General features: G+C 38.8%; 22 protein-coding genes. 10 read left to right on the top strand and 12 right to left on the bottom strand.

Annotated elements, in window-relative coordinates; all coding sequences use genetic code 11:
• Positions 1–171 precede the first annotated feature (171 nt).
• From CLV81_RS14730 to CLV81_RS14695, 8 genes are all read left to right on the top strand, one after another.
• Positions 172–984 carry a PhzF family phenazine biosynthesis protein gene (locus CLV81_RS14730; RefSeq protein WP_245912041.1) on the top strand — a complete coding sequence of 271 codons (813 nt, stop codon included), beginning with the start codon at positions 172–174 and terminating at the stop codon, positions 982–984.
• Positions 985–1,035: 51 nt separating this feature from the next.
• The gene (locus CLV81_RS14725; RefSeq protein ID WP_106145871.1) at positions 1,036–1,458 is read left to right on the top strand and encodes an SRPBCC family protein; all 423 of its coding nucleotides are present in this window, start codon (positions 1,036–1,038) and stop codon (positions 1,456–1,458) included.
• Positions 1,459–1,708: 250 nt separating this feature from the next.
• On the top strand, positions 1,709–2,257 hold the full coding sequence (locus CLV81_RS14720; RefSeq protein WP_245912040.1) for a VOC family protein: 549 nt from the start codon (positions 1,709–1,711) through the stop codon (positions 2,255–2,257).
• A gap of 89 nt (positions 2,258–2,346) precedes the next feature.
• Positions 2,347–3,075 (top strand): class I SAM-dependent methyltransferase, encoded by a 729-nt coding sequence (locus tag CLV81_RS14715; RefSeq protein ID WP_106145869.1) that lies wholly within the window; start codon positions 2,347–2,349, stop codon positions 3,073–3,075.
• Positions 3,076–3,190: 115 nt separating this feature from the next.
• On the top strand, positions 3,191–3,640 hold the full coding sequence (locus tag CLV81_RS14710) for a GNAT family N-acetyltransferase (protein ID WP_106145867.1): 450 nt from the start codon (positions 3,191–3,193) through the stop codon (positions 3,638–3,640).
• 119 nt (positions 3,641–3,759) lie between these two features.
• The gene (locus tag CLV81_RS14705) at positions 3,760–4,143 is read left to right on the top strand and encodes a DUF1428 domain-containing protein (RefSeq protein WP_106145865.1); all 384 of its coding nucleotides are present in this window, start codon (positions 3,760–3,762) and stop codon (positions 4,141–4,143) included.
• Between the two features lie 98 nt (positions 4,144–4,241).
• Positions 4,242–4,967: a DUF1349 domain-containing protein gene (locus CLV81_RS14700; protein ID WP_106145863.1), complete on the top strand. Its 726-nt coding sequence runs from the start codon at positions 4,242–4,244 to the stop codon at positions 4,965–4,967.
• A gap of 291 nt (positions 4,968–5,258) precedes the next feature.
• Positions 5,259–7,271 carry a serine hydrolase gene (locus CLV81_RS14695; protein WP_106145862.1) on the top strand — a complete coding sequence of 671 codons (2,013 nt, stop codon included), beginning with the start codon at positions 5,259–5,261 and terminating at the stop codon, positions 7,269–7,271.
• A gap of 84 nt (positions 7,272–7,355) precedes the next feature.
• Here CLV81_RS14695 and CLV81_RS14690 read toward each other — a convergent pair whose 3' ends face one another.
• From CLV81_RS14690 to CLV81_RS14635, 12 genes are all read right to left on the bottom strand, one after another.
• A complete protein-coding gene (locus CLV81_RS14690; RefSeq protein WP_106145860.1) occupies positions 7,356–8,204 on the bottom strand; it encodes a phospholipase A in 849 nt (282 codons plus the stop codon).
• Positions 8,180–9,304 (bottom strand): ABC transporter permease, encoded by a 1,125-nt coding sequence (locus CLV81_RS14685; RefSeq protein WP_106145858.1) that lies wholly within the window; start codon positions 9,302–9,304, stop codon positions 8,180–8,182. The genes CLV81_RS14690 and CLV81_RS14685 overlap by 25 nt, the downstream gene beginning before the upstream one ends.
• A 16-nt stretch (positions 9,305–9,320) precedes the next feature.
• A complete protein-coding gene (locus tag CLV81_RS14680; RefSeq protein ID WP_106145856.1) occupies positions 9,321–10,430 on the bottom strand; it encodes an ABC transporter permease in 1,110 nt (369 codons plus the stop codon).
• Position 10,431: 1 nt separating this feature from the next.
• The gene (locus tag CLV81_RS14675; RefSeq protein ID WP_106145854.1) at positions 10,432–10,866 is read right to left on the bottom strand and encodes a DUF2141 domain-containing protein; all 435 of its coding nucleotides are present in this window, start codon (positions 10,864–10,866) and stop codon (positions 10,432–10,434) included.
• 14 nt (positions 10,867–10,880) lie between these two features.
• The gene (locus CLV81_RS14670; protein WP_106145852.1) at positions 10,881–11,855 is read right to left on the bottom strand and encodes a 4Fe-4S dicluster domain-containing protein; all 975 of its coding nucleotides are present in this window, start codon (positions 11,853–11,855) and stop codon (positions 10,881–10,883) included.
• Entirely contained in the window at positions 11,852–12,577 is a 726-nt protein-coding gene (locus tag CLV81_RS14665) for an ABC transporter ATP-binding protein (RefSeq protein ID WP_106145850.1), read from the bottom strand. The genes CLV81_RS14670 and CLV81_RS14665 overlap by 4 nt, the downstream gene beginning before the upstream one ends.
• On the bottom strand, positions 12,570–13,490 hold the full coding sequence (locus tag CLV81_RS14660) for an ABC transporter ATP-binding protein (protein WP_106145848.1): 921 nt from the start codon (positions 13,488–13,490) through the stop codon (positions 12,570–12,572). The genes CLV81_RS14665 and CLV81_RS14660 overlap by 8 nt, the downstream gene beginning before the upstream one ends.
• On the bottom strand, positions 13,487–14,392 hold the full coding sequence (locus CLV81_RS14655; RefSeq protein WP_106147595.1) for an HlyD family secretion protein: 906 nt from the start codon (positions 14,390–14,392) through the stop codon (positions 13,487–13,489). The genes CLV81_RS14660 and CLV81_RS14655 overlap by 4 nt, the downstream gene beginning before the upstream one ends.
• Before the next feature lie 10 nt (positions 14,393–14,402).
• Positions 14,403–15,674 carry a TolC family protein gene (locus CLV81_RS14650; RefSeq protein WP_106145846.1) on the bottom strand — a complete coding sequence of 424 codons (1,272 nt, stop codon included), beginning with the start codon at positions 15,672–15,674 and terminating at the stop codon, positions 14,403–14,405.
• Between the two features lie 87 nt (positions 15,675–15,761).
• Positions 15,762–16,373, bottom strand: coding sequence for a TetR/AcrR family transcriptional regulator (locus tag CLV81_RS14645; protein ID WP_106145845.1), 612 nt, complete (start codon positions 16,371–16,373; stop codon positions 15,762–15,764).
• Positions 16,374–16,504: 131 nt separating this feature from the next.
• Positions 16,505–17,233 carry a LytR/AlgR family response regulator transcription factor gene (locus CLV81_RS14640; RefSeq protein WP_106145843.1) on the bottom strand — a complete coding sequence of 243 codons (729 nt, stop codon included), beginning with the start codon at positions 17,231–17,233 and terminating at the stop codon, positions 16,505–16,507.
• Positions 17,230–18,279, bottom strand: coding sequence for a sensor histidine kinase (locus CLV81_RS14635; protein WP_146129904.1), 1,050 nt, complete (start codon positions 18,277–18,279; stop codon positions 17,230–17,232). The genes CLV81_RS14640 and CLV81_RS14635 overlap by 4 nt, the downstream gene beginning before the upstream one ends.
• A gap of 228 nt (positions 18,280–18,507) precedes the next feature.
• On the opposite strand from CLV81_RS14635, the gene CLV81_RS14630 reads away from it, so the two are divergent.
• Complete coding sequence (locus CLV81_RS14630; RefSeq protein WP_106145839.1) at positions 18,508–20,865, top strand: TonB-dependent receptor; 2,358 nt, start codon at positions 18,508–18,510, stop codon at positions 20,863–20,865.
• A gap of 29 nt (positions 20,866–20,894) precedes the next feature.
• Complete coding sequence (locus tag CLV81_RS14625; RefSeq protein WP_106145837.1) at positions 20,895–21,602, top strand: hypothetical protein; 708 nt, start codon at positions 20,895–20,897, stop codon at positions 21,600–21,602.
• Positions 21,603–21,647: the final 45 nt, after the last annotated feature.

Below are 21,647 nucleotides of genomic sequence, written 5' to 3'. Positions count from 1 at the left end.
TGGAACTTAAACCAGGGCTTACAACAATGACTATAATTGACCCCTAGCTTAAATTCTCTTTACAATTATTTCTAAATTAGAGTTACTAAAAGCAAACAGTACGATTTCTTCCCTGCCGGGCCTAAATCATAGCCGAGACCGTTGGCACCACATAGAACCAAGCAATAAAGAATGAAAGAAATAGAAACATATATAGTTGATTCATTTACAGACGAACCGTTTAAAGGAAACCCAGCAGGTGTCTGCATAGTAAAGAATGAACTATCTGATTCGGAAATGCTTTCAATCGCAAAAGAATTAGGACTATCGGAAACGGCATTCATCGGAGAGATTAATGAAACTAATGAATATCCGATAAGATTTTTTTCGCCTGTAATGGAAATACCTTTATGTGGACACGCTACTCTAGCTTCTTCAAAAGTTCTTTTTGAAAGAAATGGACAAAATTCACTCGATTTTGTGAATATTCAGAACTTGAAATTACCAATCCAACGTAATGGGGATTTTATTAAAATCGGATTCCCAATTTATGATACAATTTCGAAAGAAGTACCTTTTGAATTGCTCAAAGCTCTTGGAATTAATGAAGTGAATAATAGCGTATATAATGCTGAAACCAAAATATTGTTACTTGAAATTCAGAGTGCGGAATTTCTGAAGAATCTAACACCTGATTTTGACAAATTAAAAAAGTCACATAAAGAGATTAACGGAGTACTTGTAACAGCACTTTCAACAAAAGCGGGATTTGACTTTGAATCAAGATATTTTTGGCCTTGGAGCGGAACAAATGAAGATCCAGTAACAGGTGGAACACATACCTTTTTAGCAAAATATTGGGGAAAGAAATTGAATAAGTCAAAGATGAAATCTTTCCAATGTTCAGAAAGAACTGGATTTATGGAAGTTGAATTATTGGATGAGAAGAATATGACTATCACAAGTAAAGCTCAAATTATTTTAAAAGGAAAATTGAAAATTTAATAGTTGCTAACACGGCTTAACAGCAATAATGTTTCAAGTGTTGATGAACAAATGAAAACAATAACCTGGAAATTGTATCTAAAATCAAATCCTAAGGCAGTCTTTGATTTAATATCTACCGCTGAAGGAAGAAAAAAATTCTGGGCTGAAAAAGCAACTGAAGTAAATGGTATAATTCAATTTACGTTTCCCAATGGACAAGAATATAAGGGTCAGATACTGAAAACCATTCCTAATAGAAAATTCTATTTGGACTATTTCAATAGCTTAGTGAAATTTAACTTAGAGCCAAGTGAAAATGATGGAACAGACCTCATATTGATTAACGAGAACGTGGACGAAAGTGAGTTTTCCGAAGTAAATGCTGGATGGATATCTGTGCTTATGAATCTTAAAGCAGTAGCTGACTTTAACTGTGATTTGAGAAACCATGATCCCAAAAGGACGTGGAATCAAGATTACGCTGAAAACTAGAGGAAAATATACCTAAAAAGGACACCATAAAACGCCCATAATTCAGCACCCCTTGCACGTTGTGGACTAATTCACCTACAAATCATCTATCTTTAGAACAAGCAATTAAAAATAAAGTCTTGAAACTCCCCCTTTTTCGCAGGACATGGTCCTCACCGATTTGATGTCGTGTCCTCGCCGAGATTATAGCCGAAAATGTTGGCATTAAATAAAGAAGTGGGAGTCAAAAAGAAATGAACACAAAAATATTATGAAAAAAACGATATCATTGGTGTTGTTTGGATTAACTGTTTTGAGTTGTAATGACTACAAAAATGAGAGCACAAATCTGAACGAAATAAAAAAGTTGCAAGCCGAAAAAGACAGTTTAAAAACCATAATAACGCAGAATAGGACTAGTATGGAAAATCAAATGATCAGGTCGCTTACTTTTCAAGATGGGAACGCAGAAAACGCAATGAATTTTTATGTGGAATTATTCGACAATTCTAAAATCATTACTCTAAATCGTTGGGGAGATGGAGCTCCTGTGGCAGAGGGAAAAATTATGCAAGCTACATTTGAACTGAATGGAAATCTATTTATGTGTAGTGATAGTCCTCCTGTTCACGATTGGGATTTTTCACCTGCCGTTTCCAATTATATAGATTGTAAGGATGAAGAAGAAATGGATAGACTTTTTTCAAAACTATCCGAAAACGGAAAAGTAACAATGGGTTTAGCCAATTACGGATTTAGCCAAAAATTTGGCTGGGTAATCGACCAATTCGGAGTTTCTTGGCAACTGAACTTGAAATAGAATATTGCTACTGCTAACGTGCCATAATTCGTCATGCTGACGTGTGACGAAGTCATAACCTTGACGGTTGTAAGCCATTTAAACAATCTATGCAAGCACAAGAACACTACGAAAAACATCTTGCCAATTTTTACTCTTGGATGGTTGGAGAATTGGAGCCGAAATCAAATGAATTCCAATCTTTACTAAAACATTACGGAATTGAACCCAAGAACACAAAGACCGCCATTGATTTGGGAGCGGGAAATGGAATTCAAAGCATAGCTTTAAAAGGTTTAGGTTTTGAAGTGACAGCAGTTGATTTCAACGAACAACTGTTGAATGAATTAAAGGCTAACCCAAAGGCGAGCGGCATAAAAATAAAATTGACCGACATTAAAAACGTAGGAGAATTTGAAAGCTTAAAACCCGAATTGATTGTCTGTTGTGGAGATACAATCACGCATCTTAACGATAAAAGAGAAATCGAAGAACTGGTTTCGGATGCTTCAAGAACTTTAGAAAACAATGGGTATTTGATTTTGACATTTCGTAATTACACAGGCGAATTAGACGACCAACAAAGATTCATTCCAGTAAAAAGTACGGAAAACCGAATTTTGACCTGTATTTTGGAGTACGAACGCGAAAAAGTCAAGGTAACTGATCTTTTACAAGAAAGAATAAATGGAGAATGGACACAAAAGGTCAGCACTTATAAAAAGGTAAGAATTGACCCTAAAGAAGTCGTTCAAATCCTTGAAAAAAATGGAATGTCCCTTAAACTCAACGAATCCATAAATAGAATGGAAACAATTATTGCGATAAAGGAAGTTTAGAACATTGACTATAAGTATTTTTTTCGTAACTACTTGTAGTTGAGACCTTTGAAATTAATCTTCAAATTAGTTACGCAGTTGACCATATCGGTCTTAAATTAATCAAATTGATAAAATGAAAATTGTATCAATAAGAAAAAATCCTGAATACAAAGATGAAGCAATAGCATATTTCCAAAAAAGTTGGCCAGATGTTTTGCCCATTATTTATGAGGATTGTATTAATCATAGCATCACCGCTAAAAACAAATTGCCTCAATGGTATTTACTACTAAACGACGAAAATATAATCGGCTGTGCTGGACTCATCACCAATGATTTTATCAGTAGAGGAGATTTATATCCTTGGATTAATGCCCTGTTTATAGATAAAATGTACAGAGGGAATGCATATGGTTCATTGCTAATTGAATATGCCAAGGCAGATGCCAAAGAAGCAGGTTTTGAATACTTATATCTATGTACTGAACATATCGGGTATTATGAAAAGTATGGATTTGAATATATAGGAAAGGGGTATCATCCATGGGGAGGAGAATCAAGGATATATGAAATTTATTTATAATAAATAGCTGGATATAACATCGACTATTGTTCCATGCGGTCTCCCTCCCAACCCATAAATTTGCTACTTTTAAATGGCTCGTTAGCATATCCGTATAATGGGTAATAAGGATAAAAAATATGTCGAACTATATTGATGGCTTCGTTTTTCCCCTTCCTCAAATTTATGTGGAAGAGTATAAACAGGTAGCTGAAAAAGTAGCAGAAATTTGGAAAGAATATGGTGCGATTGATTACTTCGAATTTGTTGGAGATGATATGGTTTTAGAAGGTGTGAAGTCCTTCATGGAAACGATGGGTTCGAATCCAGGCGAGGTTATTGTATTTGGGTGGGTTGTATTTCCTTCAAAAGAAATACGTGATTTAGCCAATGAAAAAGTACCCATGGACCCGAGGATGACGGAACTGGTTGCTCCCTTGATAAATCCCGATAGATTAATATTCGATGCCAGTAGAATGGCGTATGGAGGGTTTCGACCAATTGTTCAAACTAAAATCGATTGAGAAAAAATCAATTACTAGCAACCATAGATAACAACTTACATTAGTTGATTAAGAAATTTGTGTATTGCGCTACATGCAATCAAACGTCAGGACCAATTATGAAAAAACTGATATTCAAGACACCTTTTCTTCTATGCTTTGCCATACTAGCTTTGAATTGCAATGACCCAAAAAATACGTCTCCAACAAAGATGGCTCAAAAGGGTGCAATAGAAAATAATCTGTTGGCAAGCGTTTCAACTGAAAATTTAGGGCACTTCAAGTGGTTGAACGAACCCAAATCCTTTGAAATTGAAAATGGAAAAATGAAGGTCGTTGTGGAAAAAGGGACAGACTTTTTCAACAATCCGGAGGACCAGAAGAAAACGTCAACAGGACCCGTGTTTTTTAAGGAAATTAAAGGTGACTTTGTGGCAAGGGCATTGGTAAGACCGGATTTTTCTTCCATGTGGAATGCGGTAGCACTAATGGTTCACATAGACAACGATAACTGGATAAAGTTCGCTTTTGAAAATTCTGATGCAACTGGACCAAGCATCGTTTCAGTGGTTACCAAAAACCTTTCTGATGATGCCAACGGAGCGATATTAAATGACCAAGAACATATTTGGCTAAAAGTGGTCAGAAAAGATAACATGTACTCAATGCTTTGGTCAAAAAATGGAAAAGACTTCAAAATGGCCAGATTAAGTACCTTAAAAGCAGTTGATTCTGTGAAAATTGGAATTGAATTTCAAAGTCCTGTTGGTGAATCAGCAAGTCATCAAATTGACAACTTTGAGATTGACAAGACTAGAGTAAACGATTTAAGAAAAGGAGAATGAACTTTGACAAAAACATGTTGTGGTCTCTGTTGATCACCATATCGGAAATCTTATAATGCGTAGTACATGAAAATACCATTAGCAAGAAGGCCTGTATATGGTGGTTCTTCCCACCCCACTTCATCAAATACTTTCAGATTTCAGCTTAAGAAGCACCTATAAAGTAAAGTACTAAACCAAGTCACCGCTTCTTGCAAGCAGTGTTGTGATAAATTTAAAATACCGTGTAACAATCCACAAATGATCTAATCTTTAAACAGTAGCTGAATTTGTTTTAAAAACCCTTTAAAGATGACTCCCACAAAACTTCTATCCTTCTTCTTCCTTGGCTGTTTATTGATATTGAATACTTCCATGAACGCGAACAATGGTTCAACCGCTTACATTTACCCTATTTCAAACATAACAATAGATGGTAACCTTGATGATTGGCCCGCAGAAATTCAACATAATGGCATGACATATGTCCACTATGGAAATGGCATTGATGGTCCTGAAGATGCATTAGCCTTTTGGCGTGGAGGCTACGATGCAGAATCAAGGCATTTATACATTGCTGTGACCATGGTTGACAATGATTATGTAAAAACTCCGGACAACAGTCATTTTTCCAGTCACGATTTTCAAGTTTTATATTTAGACCCTATGCACAGTGCCCTGGGATCAGGTGTAATTGCATATGAAATAGATGAGCATCACCGTAAAATAGTAGAACAAGAAGGACTTGGCTTTTATCCTCAGGTCAAAGGTGCCAGTTTTGACCAGGTTGAGTTAGCAATAGCAGAGAAAGACAATCAGATAACTTACGAATGGAAGATTAGTATCCCAGGACCTTTACGTGTTGGTAGAGTAATAGGGTTCGACTATGCCGTATTTGACAAAGACACTGATGAAGAGCATGTCATGATTACATGGGGTCCAACCAAAGGAAATAAATTCATGAACTCAGATCTCATCGGGGATATTGTTCTTTCGGATACCAACAACTTTGGTGGCAGAGTACAAGGAGTCTTGGAGTGGGAAGGCAAAGTTGGAGAGAATTGGCCGAAAACGGTAAAATTTAGCAACACCGAAAAGCCTGATACGTTTTTTGATGTAAGTGTAGATTCAGTTGGGCAATATGACCTAAAGTTACCTGCAGGAACCTATTCGGTTACCGTGCCTCCATCATGGCAAATGAACAGATGGTTCGATATAGATGTGGTAAAAGAGAGCAGTAAGATTTCAAACATCTCAGTACTCGATAATGAACGATATACAGTGGATGCCATCAAGGTTTCAAAGATTCCCAAACCAAGCTTGGTTCCCCAAAAAGGCATATTACATTCCGCTTTTACGACAGAAACCGCTCAACAAGTAAATCACTTTATAGAAACTTACAGTGCTCACTACAACATTCCCGCTGTATCCCTTGCTATCATTCAAGATGGCACTCTGGTATATCACCATAGTTACGGTGTGGAGAATACAGTTTCAAAAAAGCCACTTAGGGATGAAGCCGTATTTGAGGCAGCTTCTATCACTAAATTGGTCTTTGCCTACCTCATGAATCGCTTGGTGCAACGAGGTGAGTTTGACCTTGATAAACCATTACATGAAACTTTACCATTCCCTGAATTGGAAGAATATCCGGAATACAAGCTAATGACCGGAAGGCACGTATTGACCCATGTAAGTGGACTACCTAATTGGGGAGCAGAAATGATCAATAAACCCGGAACCACTTATGGGTATTCTGGTGAGGGGTTTGAATACCTCAAAAAAGTACTTGCTGGAAGTGTTTCTGATGAGTTGCCACAGATTATTCAGTCCTACCTAGATAAGGAAGTCTTAAATCCGTTGGGAATGACAAATACATATTTTATGTGCAATGACAAGCTTTTAAATCTGAAGGTAGCTGGTCATTTTGATGGAATACCCAATGTCTTCGATTGTCCTGATTGGCCAGGTATGGCGTTTAGTATGCATACCGAGGCAAAAGACTTTGTTCCATTTGCCCTTGCATTGTTAAATCGAGAAGGATTGACCGAAAACCAAGCAAAAAAAATGTTCACCCTTTATACTTTGGAAGATAAGGAGGACTGGATAAACGGTTATAAGGCTGGATACGGGTTGGGCGTGGCATTACGCGACTCTCCTTTTGGACTGGTGTTTGGGCATGGAGGAAACAATGGAGACTTTCGTTGTATGTTCGAAATGTATGACGAGCTAAAAACAGGGTATATCGTATTTACAAATGCCAATACCGCTGGCCCACTTTTGTTTGATTTGAAGAACTTCCTAGTTGAAGGTAAAGAGCAATAGCAGGTAGGGATATTCTATTGGAAATGTCATTCACTGGTCAGGCAAATCAATGATAATAACCAAATCCATCTCATTTCAAATCCTTCAATTATTTCGTGTTCTGAAGTTCATCATTAAATCTTTGAAAGCAATCCCTATTCGCAGGTTGCTAACGTCTTGGTCATAATTAATCAAGTCTTCTGAATACCCACCAAAATATTGTAGGTATATAAATTGATTGCTGTTTTTCGAAATCTTAAAGCTGATTCCTGCCTTTACAAAACCGGTCAATCTATCATCGTACGCAGGTTGCACATCCACATCAAAAAAGAGATTTTTTATAGGGTTGTAACTCGCTCCAATAGCGAAAAAGCCCCGAAAAGAGGTAATATCTTCGTTTTGGTCCAAACTTCCAACGGGAATCCAAGCTTTAGCACGAAATTGCCAATAGAGGCCATGAGGTTTAAAATATTGGAGTGCAAAATAATTCCAACTACGGGAATTCTCACCATCCCTACCGTTGGACTCATGCTCAAAAGCGAACCAAAGCCCTGAGTTAATACCCTCGTCATCCACAAAGAGCTTAGCAAATCCAATTGCTGGATTGTAATTGGTTTCGCGAAATGGAAATGATTCCAGATAAATATCCCAAAACGATTTTTGCCGATATGTGATGAAGGGAAAAACATCCCATGGCAAATCGACATTGGTCAGGCGCTGTTTAAAACCTATCTCAAATTTTGCATCACTGGTCTCCGAAGATATTTCTTCATTAAGGGAAGTCCCGGTAACGAAATAATTGTCTCCGTACATGGTGAATGCCGGTAAACTACGAATGTATTTCTTGTAATTTGAGCTGTCTAAGGTGATTTCATCATTTTGAGCGTCAACACGAGGGATTACCAGAACTAAGCTCGTAATGAGAAGGACTATTCCTGTTTTTTGTAGCTCCATACAGCTGCCGCATTGAAAAGTATCGCCAAGATAAAGGTATACAGAAACTCCATTTTAATATCTGCCAATCCACTTCCTTTCAACAAAACCTTTCGAGAAACAGAAATAAAATGAGCTAAAGGGTTCGGGATGGTGGCATATTGTGCCCATTTGGGCATACTGTCAATTGGTGTGAAAAGACCGCACATGAGGACAAAAATCAAGACAAAAAAGAATGCAACGAATATGGCTTGTTGTTGGGTCTCGGCGAAATTGGAAATCAGAAGCCCAAAACCCAACACACAGATGAGGTTAACTACGGCATAGATAAAAATAACACCAATATTGCCTCTCATAGGAATATCAAAAATGAGTTTGCTAGCAATTAATCCTACAGTTAAAAGAATAAGTCCTAGGCATAGGAAAGGAACCAGTTTGCCCAAAATGAATTCCCATTTCTTTATAGGAGTAACGTTGATTTGCTCAATGGTGCCGATTTCCCGCTCACGAACCGTGTTCATGGCGGTTAAAACTATAGTCAATAGTGCGGTAAGTTCTGCCAAAATTCCAGGGGCCATAAAATGGGGATAATCCAACTCCGGATTGTACCAATTGTTGGAAGAAACCACAACAGGTTCATTACGTTTCGGTATTCCAGAGAAGAGGGAAGGCTCATCAACCCTGATTTGGTTGTTCAAAGAGGAGATTATATTGTTCAGATATCCTGAACCCACGGTTGCCTGTTGTCCATTGATGGCATTTACTAGGGTTTGCAATTGAGGTTGTTCCCCACGATAAAATTGTCTTTCAAAGTCATTGGGTACTTCAAGAACGATATCCACTTCGTCCAATTGCATAAGGTCCAAAGCATCTTTTTTATTGAAGGGAGTTGCTATCAACGAAAATCTGTCGTTGGCCACAATTTTATTTGATAGCGCCCTCGAAAGTTCACTCTGGTCTTGGTCAACCACCGCTATGCGAACGTCTTTGACCTCGTTGGACGCTGCGTTGGATAGGACTATGAGCTGAATGATGGGCAACAGGGTCATCATGGGCAACAAGGCCTTGTTCCTAAAAATTTGGATGAATTCTTTTTGTATCAAAAATCGTAATCGCCTCATCTTCTTTTAAGCTTTTTTACTCAAGTCTAATTTTAAAATTCCGCCAGGATAACAATAGAAATCCAAGGGTCATGACCAAAAGCACTCCTACTTCAAAAAGAATGAAATTAAGGCCCACACCGCGTAACATGACCCCCTTCAAAATCCTGATGAAATAGGTAGCTGGAATTATTTTTCCGATATATTCGAGTATTACGGGCATGCTTGCCAAAGGAAAAATAAAACCCGACAACAACATGGAAGGCATCATCAGGCCCATCAAAGATTTCATCATAGCTTCTTGTTGAGTTTTGACCGTGGTCGAAATAAAAATTCCGAGGCTTAAGGCCGTAAGCACATATAAAAAACACATCCCCAAAAGCAAAAGGGTATTTCCCAGAACCGGGACTTCAAAAACAAAAAAGCCAATGAGAATTACGATTACAGCATTTACAAAGGACAATAATGCATATGGTGCCACTTTTCCCAAAATAATGAGCAATGGAGAAAGGGGCGAGACCAAAAGAATTTCCATGGTGCCGATTTCTTTCTCCTTTGCAATAGTCAACGAGGTGAGCATGGCACATATGATCAAAAGAATCAAGGCAATCGTTCCCGGTACAAAATTATAGGCACTAGCCAGTTGCGGATTATACATCATACGGCTAGCGACCTGAATGGAATATGGATTGGGAACTTCGTTTCGCTTCAAGCGCTGAAAACTCTGAGTCATTTCCGTTAGGTACTGAACCAAGGTATTCGCATTGTTGGGGTCGGACCCATCAGTGACCACCTGGATTTTAATAGGGTTACCAGCATAAAAGTCTTCCGAAAAGTTTTCTGGGATGGAAACTACTAGCTTAGTTTTACCCCCTTTCATGCCTTCTTCCACCTCATTTTGCGAAGCAAGTATTCTTCGCACCCTGAAGTTCCCTGAGCTTTGTAGATGGTTGATGTACTGTTCACTTGTTTCATCCTTGGCATAGTCCAAAACATCAATCTCCGCATCTCTGAATTCGTTGGTAACAGCATACCCAAAAATGAGAACTTGGGCTAAGGGCATACCAAAAAGAATCAAAAGGGTTCTTTTATCACGTAAAATATGATAGAACTCTTTTTTAACGAATGCCCAAAATACTTTAACCACCTTAGTTCGCTACTATAAATTTGATATTGATTTTTTCTTCAGACCCATTGGTGGAGAACTTGCATTTTTGGAATTTTGGTTTCCCCATGGAAGTAAGATTGCTGGCACCTACAGGCTCTCTTGGGATTCCGATAAAATTGGTCTTCATTTCACCGTCTTTGTCCTTGTCTTGGTGAACAGAAACAGCATAAGTGCCTTGGGGAATGCCTTTAAAAGTAAAGCTGGCAGAATTTCCAAAGTCATTTACTTTCCCAATCTTATAAGCTTTATTGCGTTCACTTGGGAAACCCTCCTCATTATCCCAAAGCATAAATACTACCTGACCTTTTCCTTCATCGCTTATCTCCGTGACCTGAACTGTAATGTCGGACTTCTCCTGAGCGAACGCTACGGCGGTCATACAAAATCCCATTATCAACATTATTAATCTTCTCATTTTTTCCGTTTTAATTATTTGTTGTTCAATATTTCGTACATCGCTTCTTTGTTTACCTTGAAACCTGGTTTACTAAAAGGGCAAACCTTGATGCAAACAGCACAACCACTGTTCTCATGAAAGTATGGGAAACACTTATTGTTATCCACATAGGTTTCACCGCCAGGTCTTTTGATAGGTTTTTCGTACAATGCCTTCGGAGGACATTTGCGCACGCAAATACCGCACATATCACAATAATCCCTAATCCATTTGTTTGGGTTGTTTTCTGAATCAGCAAAAGGTAAATTATCAATACTGGTGTAGACCGCTGCCAGTCGTATTCTGGCTCCAAATCTTTCTGTCAGTAATAGCCCATTCCGACCTACCATCCCCAGATTGGCCTTTTGAGCCATAATGGGAAGAACCGTTGTGCCACGTAACGCCACGCTGGATTGTGCACCAAAGCCTTTATCACGAAGGAAATCAGCCATATCATTGGCGATTTCGCCAAGTTCTCGATAGACTTTGTGTACCATAAGTTCGGTCTCGAAATGGGGTGCAAGGTCTATTTTATCCTCGTCCATTTCCTGTGCAAGAACAATGGCATTTTCATGTAGAATGGCCGTATGGTCAAAAATGTATTGCGGTTCCAATTTGGTAAAACCCACCATACAGGCTCCTCGTTGTAAGGCGAATTGTTTTATTTCCTCAATAAAATCTTGACTGGCCCTAGTTTTTGGATGGGTCGGATTCCTTTTTACCGAAAGATTGCTTTTGAAATTTCCACGAAGCGAATTGGCCATCGTGGGTAGCAGTACACCTATAAATTTGAGTTTGCTTTTGAAGCCACTGGGTGATTTCTTCATTCCGCCATGCGAAATAAAATCGAAAAAAGGCATTGAAGCCGCATTGGGCATCATCACCCCAGGTCTCATTTGATGCGCATGTTCTATCTGGGTAAGTTTGTCCATAATGGACTGAATCAACTTTAAAAACAACTTTTTCATCTCGCCAATTTTAAAAACACTTCGTCCATAGATTCTGCCTTGAAAGTTTCCTTGAGATTGTCTGGTGTGTCCAAGGCCTCAATTTTCCCGCTCACCATAATGGAGACTCGGTCACAATATTCTGCTTCATCCATATAGTGGGTAGTCACAAATATGGTTCGGCCCAATTCCGCAGCCTGATAAATAGCTTCCCAGAACTGTCTTCTAACATTAGGGTCGACACCTCCGGTAGGTTCGTCCAAAAAAACGATTTCGGGATCATGCACCATGGAAACTGCAAATGCCAATCGCTGTTTCCAGCCCAAAGGCAGCGACCTCACCAGTTTGGAGCCCACTTCACTAAGATTTAGCTCCTGGAGAATTTGTGACGTCTTTATTTCGATTTGGTTCTTTGAAAGCCCGTAAATACCGCCGTAAAAACGAATGTTTTCCTTTACAGTAAGATCCTCGTACAAACTGAACTTTTGGGACATATATCCTATGCGTTCCTTTATTCGTTCCGACTCTTTCAAAACATCGAATCCAGCCACGGTGCCTTTGCCCGAAGAAGGTTTGCTCAAACCGGTCAACATCCGCATCGCTGTCGTCTTTCCTGCTCCATTGGCGCCCAAGAATCCGAAGATTTCCCCTTTTTCCACATGAAAGGAGATATGGTCCACAGCTTTAAAATCTCCAAATTGTTTGGTCAAAGCTTCTACCTGAATGACCTTATCATTACGCATACTTCTCATTTTTAAGGGATAGGTCAAGAAACACATCTTCAATGCTCGCTTTGATATCAAACACCTCCACATCAGTAAAACCTTCTGATTTCAATTGTTCTTGAATATTGGCCGCTGACAAAACTTCAGATGTTATGAGATGTAGACATTCTCCAAAAGGCAATACACTATGTGTATAGGGCTTTAATCTCAAATGTTTGAGCAGTTGATAGGTGCTATTGGTTTTTACGGCGAACAGCGGTTTGTCAAACCGTTCCATCATGTTTTGGGGCTCATCTATCTTAAGAATTCTGCCCTCTTGAATAAGGGCAATCTCATCACAGAGGGTGGCCTCGTCCATATAAGGGGTACTTACCAGAATGGCGATGTTCTTTTCTTTCAGACTTTTGAGCATATCCCAAAATTCCTTTCGGCTAACCGCATCCACTCCCGTGGTAGGCTCATCCAAGAACAAAACAGTAGGTTTGTGTATCAAAGCACAGGATAACGCCAATTTTTGCTTCATTCCTCCTGAAAGCTTTCCGGCCAGCCTTTTCTTAAAGGGTTCAATCTGTACATAAATATCCTTTACCAAGTCGTAATTCTCTTCGATGGTAGTTCCAAAAATGGTTGCGAAAAAGGATAGGTTTTCTTCAACACTCAGATCTTGGTACAGTGAAAATCGTCCGGGCATATAGCCTACCCTTTTTCTAATTTCTTGATACTGATTTACTACGTGAAGACCATCTACAAAAGCTTCGCCCTCATCTGCCAAAAGAAGGGTCGTGAGTATGCGAAACAAGGTGGATTTTCCCGCTCCGTCAGGGCCGATAAGTCCAAAAAGCTGTCCCCTTTGAACATCAAAACTGATGTTGTCCAAAGCTTTGGTACCGTTGTAGCTTTTACTGATGTTATGAATGCTGATGGCTTTCATTCCTCCGAACTTGAATTGAAGATTACCTCCCCCGGCATTCCTCTTTTGAGGGTACCGTCATTGGTCACTGTTACCTCAAGGCCGTACACCAAATTCACACGTTCCTCTTTCGTTTCAATGGTCTTTGGGGTAAATTCAGCCTCATCGGCAATCCATGTGACCGAACCAATGAACTGCTTGTAATCATCTTCGCCCTTGTCTACTCTTACTATTACTTCATCGCCTAAGCCTACATTTTGAAGCAATGTAGCGCTGGTGTACGCCTTTAGTTTTATCTCTTCAAGATTGGCGACTTTAAAAAGGGGGGTTCCATTGCTAACCAGCTCATGCGTTTCAGCAAATTTTGTCAGTATGGTTCCTTTTATCGGATTTTTGACAGTATGGTCACTAATTTGTTTGTCTATCAGCGCAATCTCCGCTTCCAAGGGTTCACGTTCGGATAGTATCCCCCTATTGGCAATGCTTACATTACGTTGGGTGGTTTTAATACGCTGATTGATAAGGTCAACTCTCCCGTTATAATCGTCCAATTGTTGTTGTGTAGCCGCCTTCTGTTCGAATAACCTTTGGGTTCGGTTTCTTTCACGAATGAGATTGCTTTTATCCTCAATTAAAACTGCAACTTCGGGTGCGGCTTCCTGTAGTTTTAAATCAAGGGCGCTCAATTGTGCTTTGAGCTTTATTTTCTCTAAGTGAAGTTGGATGGTATCTATAAGTCCCACAGTGGTGGAGGCTTCTATTTGCTGACCTTCTTTCAAGTCAAACGTGAGCAATTCCCCACTGCCCTTTGCACTCACCATTACGCTGGTGGCTTCAAAGTTTCCGTAGGCATCGGCTTTGCCGTTGTCACCACAAGAAATCAAAGTCAAAAAGAACAATAGTATAGGAAGGTATGTTTTCATAAATGTCATGTTACAGTTGTCCCAAAAGGGTTAAATATTCAATTTGTAATTGCTGAAGTTGTATTTTGTTAAACTCTAATTCCTGTTCTGAGTTAAGCGTAGCGTTGAGCTGGGTAACGTAATCAGTGGCATTGATGACACCATTATCCAATTGCACCTTGGTCTGGGCCAGAATGTTCTTTTGCAAGTCCACAATTTCAGTATCATTGACAATCTGTTGTTGGGTTGCCTTGATTCTTTCTTGATATTCTTTGGATTTACTTTCGATATCGAATAGAAACAGTTCTCGTTCCACCTCAACCTGCTCTTGTTGCAGTTGTAGACGTTTTCGTTCTTTTTTCCCTTTACCAAAGTCAATGAAATTCCAGTTGAGCTTAACTCCACCCAAAGCGTATGCAGCAGTGTTCAAATCTGAAAAATTCAATTGATTGGGATTTCCCACCCCGCCTTGAGCAAAGAGTGAGATTTTAGGTAGGGTACTGGCGGCAACGGACGCTTCCTGGGCGGCAAACAAGGTTTTTTGACTATCGTACAAAAGATTTTCAGGTCTATTTACTGTATTAGTGTCGAGTTCCAATAAACCTGGTATTTTGAACTGCACATCCCTAGGAAGCGTCTTGCCAGTTAACTGTTCCAACAATAAAAAATAAGTTGCCATATCCCCTTCTACAGCTACTATTTCGGACACCAGTTCGAGCTGGCGTACCTTAAGTTTGGAGACCTCACTTTCCAATGCGGTCCCATTTTCGTAAGCAGCCTGTAAGGTTCTAATGTTGGATTCCAAATCTTCTTTTGAATTCTCAAAAATCAGTTTTTGTTTTCTGGAGAGAAGAATGGCAAACAACAAGGTATTGACTTGGTCTTTTAAGCTTCGAAGCTGGACTTCTAAAGAATTCCGGTCCACATTTGCCGAGGCGGTCTCAATGTTTTTTTGTGCTTTGGTATTACCTCCGTCATAAAGATTGTAATCGATGTTTAAAGAGGTATTCCATGTTTCCAAAGGAGCCTGTATGGATGTTGTACCAAGATTTAACTCAATGTTTTCACTTTGAATTTGGCCTCGTCCCTCTAGCGTAAGTTTGGGCAGTGCATTTTTGGATATTACAGCTAAGCCAACTTCTTCAATTTTATCTATTAGGGTAGCGTCTTTTATCAAAGGGTAATTTGAGTTGGCCGACCGGTACAATTCTTCCAAAGAGGCAGACGATTGACTTACCTGGGCATGAAGACCGCTTAAGAAAAGAATTAAAAATAGAAGGGATAGTTTCTTCAAAAATCGCATAATTAACCATTTGGTTAATACAAGTGTACGAACAAATACGTTTACTAACCAATTATTTTAACCATTTGGTTAATTATTAACAAAAAATTATAGCATTACGCTCTTTCTAAGGAAATCCATGATGTACTCCTTTCGTTCTTCCATCATATGCATATACTCTTTGTCAGCCATCTTAAAAATCTTGAGAAATACTGGTTTGGCGATGTGGGGAAAGACGATTAGAGACATAATGGTAATCATAAATTGTGGAACTGGAATGGGCCTCAGTATCCCACTTTGCTGTTCCTGTACTATCTGTGCAAGAAAATTCATAAATAAATTGTCTTGTTCCAGTTTTTGTAGCAACCTGTTCTGAAAATTCATTTGACTTCGCGCCAACTCATTCAAAATAAAAATAGGGATATATGGATTTTTAATGATGGTATCGGTGTAGTTCGAAACCATGGCTTCCACTTTTTCCATCACCGGTTTATCCCCTGATAGGGCAGAAATGAATTGCCTGGACATCAAATCAACGGCCCCGTCCATGATTTTTTCAAAAAGTGCGTCTTTGCTGCGATAGTAGTAATGCAGCATAGCCTTGTTGATTTTAGCCTCGTCAGCGATGGCCTGCATTCGAGCACCGGCATATCCATGTTGGATAAAAACCTTCTTGGCAGCCCTTAAAATTTCTGCTTCCGTGTTTTTCCTACCTTCCATTCCTTACCTTCTTAGGATACAAAAATGGAAAATAATATCGAAGTGAGTAAATTTTTAACCAAATGGTTAAACCAAACGTTAAGGTAAAGCCTAAAATGGAGTTTAAAAATATCCGAAAAAAGGTTTCTGACTTAGGAATTTTTAACTTGAAGTCGCTCAAAAAAGGATAGAACCTTTTCGCGATAACTTGGACCAATAGGGAGTTCTTGTTCGCCCATTTCCGCGTCAAGCTTAGTATATCCCGTTAAATACCTCATGTTTATTATATAAGAACGATGTACTCTGAGGAAATTTGTATTTAACCTTTTCTCGAATACCCCAATGTTTTCCTTGACTTGAATATTCTCAGTTGTTGTATGGATTTTAATATAGTCTTTAAAACTTTCAATATATTTTACCTTATCCAATTCCACTTTGATTTTTCGGTGTCCTTGGCTGACAAAAACAAACTCGCCTATTGGAACAACTTCATTTAACGTTTTTTCTTCAAGGGTAGATTTCTTCTCCATGGCTTTGAAAAATTTCTGTGCAGCAAGAAAAAAACGCTCAAAAACAATAGGTTTCAAAAGGTAGTCCAAAGCACTTACCTCAAACCCGTCCAGAGCATATTCACGATGGGCAGTTGTGAAAATTACCTGCGGTTTATCAACCAAGGTTTTAAAAAACTGAATTCCCTTAATAACGGGCATATTGATATCCAAAAAAAGAAGGTCAACCTTTCCTTTTGTAAGAAAAGAAGATGCCTCCAAAGCATTGTTGCATTTTCCTACCACCTTTAACTCCGGTATTTTTGAGACGTACTCCTCAATAAGTTCTTGAGCCAAAGGTTCATCATCCACAATTAAACAGCTATATGTCATAGGCTTAGTTCCAACTCTGTAGTGTACGTGTTCGGTTTTTCTATGATGTTTAATTGGTGCTTGTTCGGGTAAAGGAGTTCCAATTGCTTTTTGATATTGGACAGGCCGAGAGATTTTCGTTCGGTAATTTCCCGATGGGAACCAGGTTTGGTATTTTTCAGTTCAAAAAGCAATTTGTTATCCTTGTTTTCCACTTGAATTGTGATTGCCGCATTTTCAATGGCTTCAGAAACGCCATGCTTAAAGGCATTTTCCACAAAGGTCAATAGCAGCAAGGGTGCAATCTTTTCTTCACCGGTAATGGATTCGTCAAAGGAAATGCTCACGCGTTTTCCATATCGTATTTGTTCCAATTCAATATACTTGTTGATTAACAAGAGTTCGTCCTTTAGCAGTACAAACTTTTTATCACATCGATAGAGCATATAATCCAGTATATGCGATAAGTTCTCTATAACCCGAACGGTTTTATCAGATTTCTTAAGAGCAAGCAAATACAGACTGTTCAGGGTATTGAATAAAAAATGTGGATTGAGTTGATTTTTTAAGGCATTCAATTCAGCTTCCCGCTTTTTTTCATGAAGCATAAGCAATTCCTGCCTTTCCCTATAAAACAAAATGGCCATTAAAATGATACAAGGGTAAGCATAGTACAATGACCTGGAAAAGAATTGATTGAAATTAAAAAAGATGCTTTGAAAAGTAGGGCTATCAAATCGTTTTAAAAACACTTCATATGATATAGGATAATTGGGCATCAAGTATTCCACCAAAAAAAGTGTGCAAAGGGCATAGACCGAAGCAAACAAGCCCAAAACTAGGATAGAGAACAAAATAACTCGCTTCTTATTCAGAACTTTTGGAATTAAAAGACCAATAATCGCATAGGCAACCACCATTTGCAGCAGCATCCTAAAACCATACACCTCCAACAATTCTCTGGTTTCAGAATAGTACCAAGTGGCACTGGCTGTGGAGAACACAAAAACACAACTCCAAAAAAGAATATGCAATACTATTTCTCGCGTCGTATTTAAAGGTTTCATATGGTTTTGATATTCATTATAAACCAACCAAGATACTGGTAATTCCCAAAAAACTATGAAATAGATGATGAATAGGCGATTTCAGCACACAAAGAGCATTTATGAAACAAAAAAATGATTCGTCCCCCATAATCATCACCCGGTATTCGGAACCTAACCATTTATCCACGCTCCAAATTTAGCATTCGGTTCCACATTAGATTTGGCCCTGGCGAAAAATCGATTAGTGTGCGATACATCATTTTTTACATTACTTTTTTGTTTGGCATTGTCGTTTCAGGACAAAAAACAAGTTCAATTACTGGCTTGGTTACTGACCAAGTCAATGACCAACCTTTGGCATATGCTAGTGTCGTCCTCAAGAATCAAAATGGAATTGTACTAAATGGCACAATTACCGATGGGAAGGGGGTTTTTAGACTTACCGAATTAGCTGCTGGAACTTACCTTTTGGAAATTGAGTTCATTGGATATGTTTCGCAACAAATTCCAATTGAACTTGAGGTACAACAAAACTTAGAGTTACCAGCCCTTACCCTATCTGAAAGTGCTGAAGTTCTTGAGGGCGTCACATTAACGGCGCAAAAATCCACGATTGAACAGCGATTGGATAGAAAGGTTGTTAATGTAGGTAAAGACTTAATTTCTCAAGGGCCTTCTGCAATAGACCTAATGAATAACTTGCCTTCTGTAAACATTGGTTCCGATGGTACTATTTCTTTCCGTGGAAGTGAAAACGTTAGAATTCTGATAGATGGGAAATTGAGCAATCTGGAAAACCCAGCGGATGTCTTGCAGCAGATACCATCCAACTCCATTAAAAAAATAGAGCTTATCACCAATCCGTCGGCCAAATACAATCCTGATGGACTAAATGGAATTATAAACATTGTACTCAAAAAAACATCGCAAGAAGGCTGGAATATGGCATTTGGCGCCAACTCCATCATAGCCCAACGAGAACGCTATAATAGCAACGTTTCTCTCAATTTCAAACCAAACAAAACCAATTTTTACTTGGAATACAGCAACGGTTTTGGGGACCAAATTACAGATGGCGTGGTCAATCGTTTTGATTTGAACTCCAACCAGATTACTCGAAACGTTAACAACCGTGAGTCGCACTTTATAAAACTGGGGGCAGATTTTTATCCCTCCAAAAAGACCATACTTTCAATTTTTACAAATCAGAACCTTTTCAATGCCATTTTTGACGGTGATAAGACGGTGGTTTTCGAAGAGGATGAGGAGGACAACTTTGCCTTGGATGATTTCTTGACAAGGGACAACCATACCCAAAACTATAATACCAATTATAAATGGTTAATTGATGGTGAATCCCACTATTTGGAAATAGAAGCTAACTACAATTTGTTCAGTGGTGATTTGATCAATGATTTTATCTTTTCAGGAAATACTACCGTACCCTCCTATGTCGAAAACATTGACGATACCCGTTCGGTATTGACCTTTAACTGGGATTACAGTTTACCACTGGGCACTAAATCAAAACTGGAATTTGGTGGTGAGGCTCGTATTAATCGTATTGAAAACCAATACACCTCCATCAATATCCAATTACAAAACTCCAATTTTGAATACAATCGGGATATATATTCTTCCTATGTATTGTACAATCATGATCTCGGTAAATTCAAGCTTAATCTTGGGGCTAGATTTGAGCAATACGTCGTTGATGCTAAATTCAATCAAGAGCTATCTGGCTCGGAGGATTTTAACCAAGAGCTGTTTAACGTTTTTCCTTCAGTTTTTCTAGGTTATCAAACTTCTGAGGAGAGCCCACATCAATATCAATTAAGTTATGGCAGGCGAATTGAGCGCCCCTCTTTCAATCAGGTTAATCCCATTCGACAAACCACAACCCCGCAACTTTTAGCCACCGGAAACATAACGTTGCTTCCCCAGTTCAGCAATACCGTTGAAGCCAATTATTTATACAGATTCCAGAAAGGTTCCATCAGTTCTGGAATATTCTATCGATATGTTCAGGACGAGATAAATCGAATTGGAATATTTGATCAAGACGATCCCAACTTACTAAGATTGAGCTATGACAACTTTGATAGCAATGATGCATATGGGGTTGAAGTAGGTGGAAACATCAGACTAACGGAATGGTGGCGTACCAACATCAACCTAGAGTTATACCATAGACAACAACGAGGATTTATTGAAGATGAGGAAGTTGAGGTACAAAACACCTTGACCAATATCAAATGGACGCAGAACTATAGTTTGAGCAACAAGATTAGCGCATCGCTATTTGGGTTTTATAGTGGCCCACAAGACATTTTACAGTATCGGTTGAAAGCGAACTACTATGTAAATGCAGGTTTGCGATACAGTTTTGCCAATGGAAACGGGAGTATCAGTTTAAACGCCAACGATATTTTCGGAACACGTCGTTTTGCCTTCAGGACATTTAGAACCGTATTCCAAGAAGGCCAATTCCTACGGGATACCCAACAATTATTTCTAGGATTATCCTATCGCATGGGGGGTAAGTTGTCATCACGCGCTCGTCAAAAAAGAAAAACCAACATTAAAGCGGATCGCTTTTTATAAACATTAATACTTCATTTAAATCTAAAACTATGAATTCAAATCGAGTGAAATTATTATTCATATGTATCCTTTGTGGTTCCTTTTTTTCTTTTGGACAAGATAATCTTGTTACGCTTAACCTCAAGAAAGGGGAAGTCTTTGATATTCTATTCTTAACAACACGGGAAGGGAGTCAAGAAATATTTAAAGAATACAGACAAACAGCATTCCCTGTAGCTTCGGAAATGGGCTTTTCCCCCTTACCTGGATTTAAGATAAGAGAAACCGTCCAAGGTAATTATGAACCTACAAGCCTGATTTTGGCAAAATGGACAAGCTTGGCTTCACGTGAAAAATTTCTTGATGAAATTGAGGAACGTGTTCCGAATTTTCACGACATGCGAAAAAAAATCTGGTCAATTTTTAACCTGACCTATTATGAACTGTCTGACGATTACTCCATCCAATTGGATAGGGAAAAAGTAATTGTGGCCACAGCCTGTTTTAAAAAAGAAAACACACAAGCAGATTTTACTGAATTTTTAACCCAATGGAAGAAAGCCGTAAAGAAAACCAACGGTACGTTAAAAATGGAGTTGGTAAATGGGAAATCACCAAAAGGTTATGTCTACAATCCGGACTATATGGTCATTACACAATGGGAGACTAAAGAGGACTTTAATGCCTTTCAAAAGGAAAACCTTAAAATGGATGCTGATTTCTTAAAAAATGTAAACCAATTTGCTTTAAGCGATTAATAATCTGAGTTTCTTCCCAAAACAAAAAAGGCAGCCTGTGGCTGC

The organism is Flagellimonas meridianipacifica (assembly GCF_003001695.1).
GTDB classification, from domain to species: Bacteria; Bacteroidota; Bacteroidia; order Flavobacteriales; family Flavobacteriaceae; genus Flagellimonas; species Flagellimonas meridianipacifica.
This window is presented reverse-complemented; position numbering and strand designations above follow the sequence as displayed.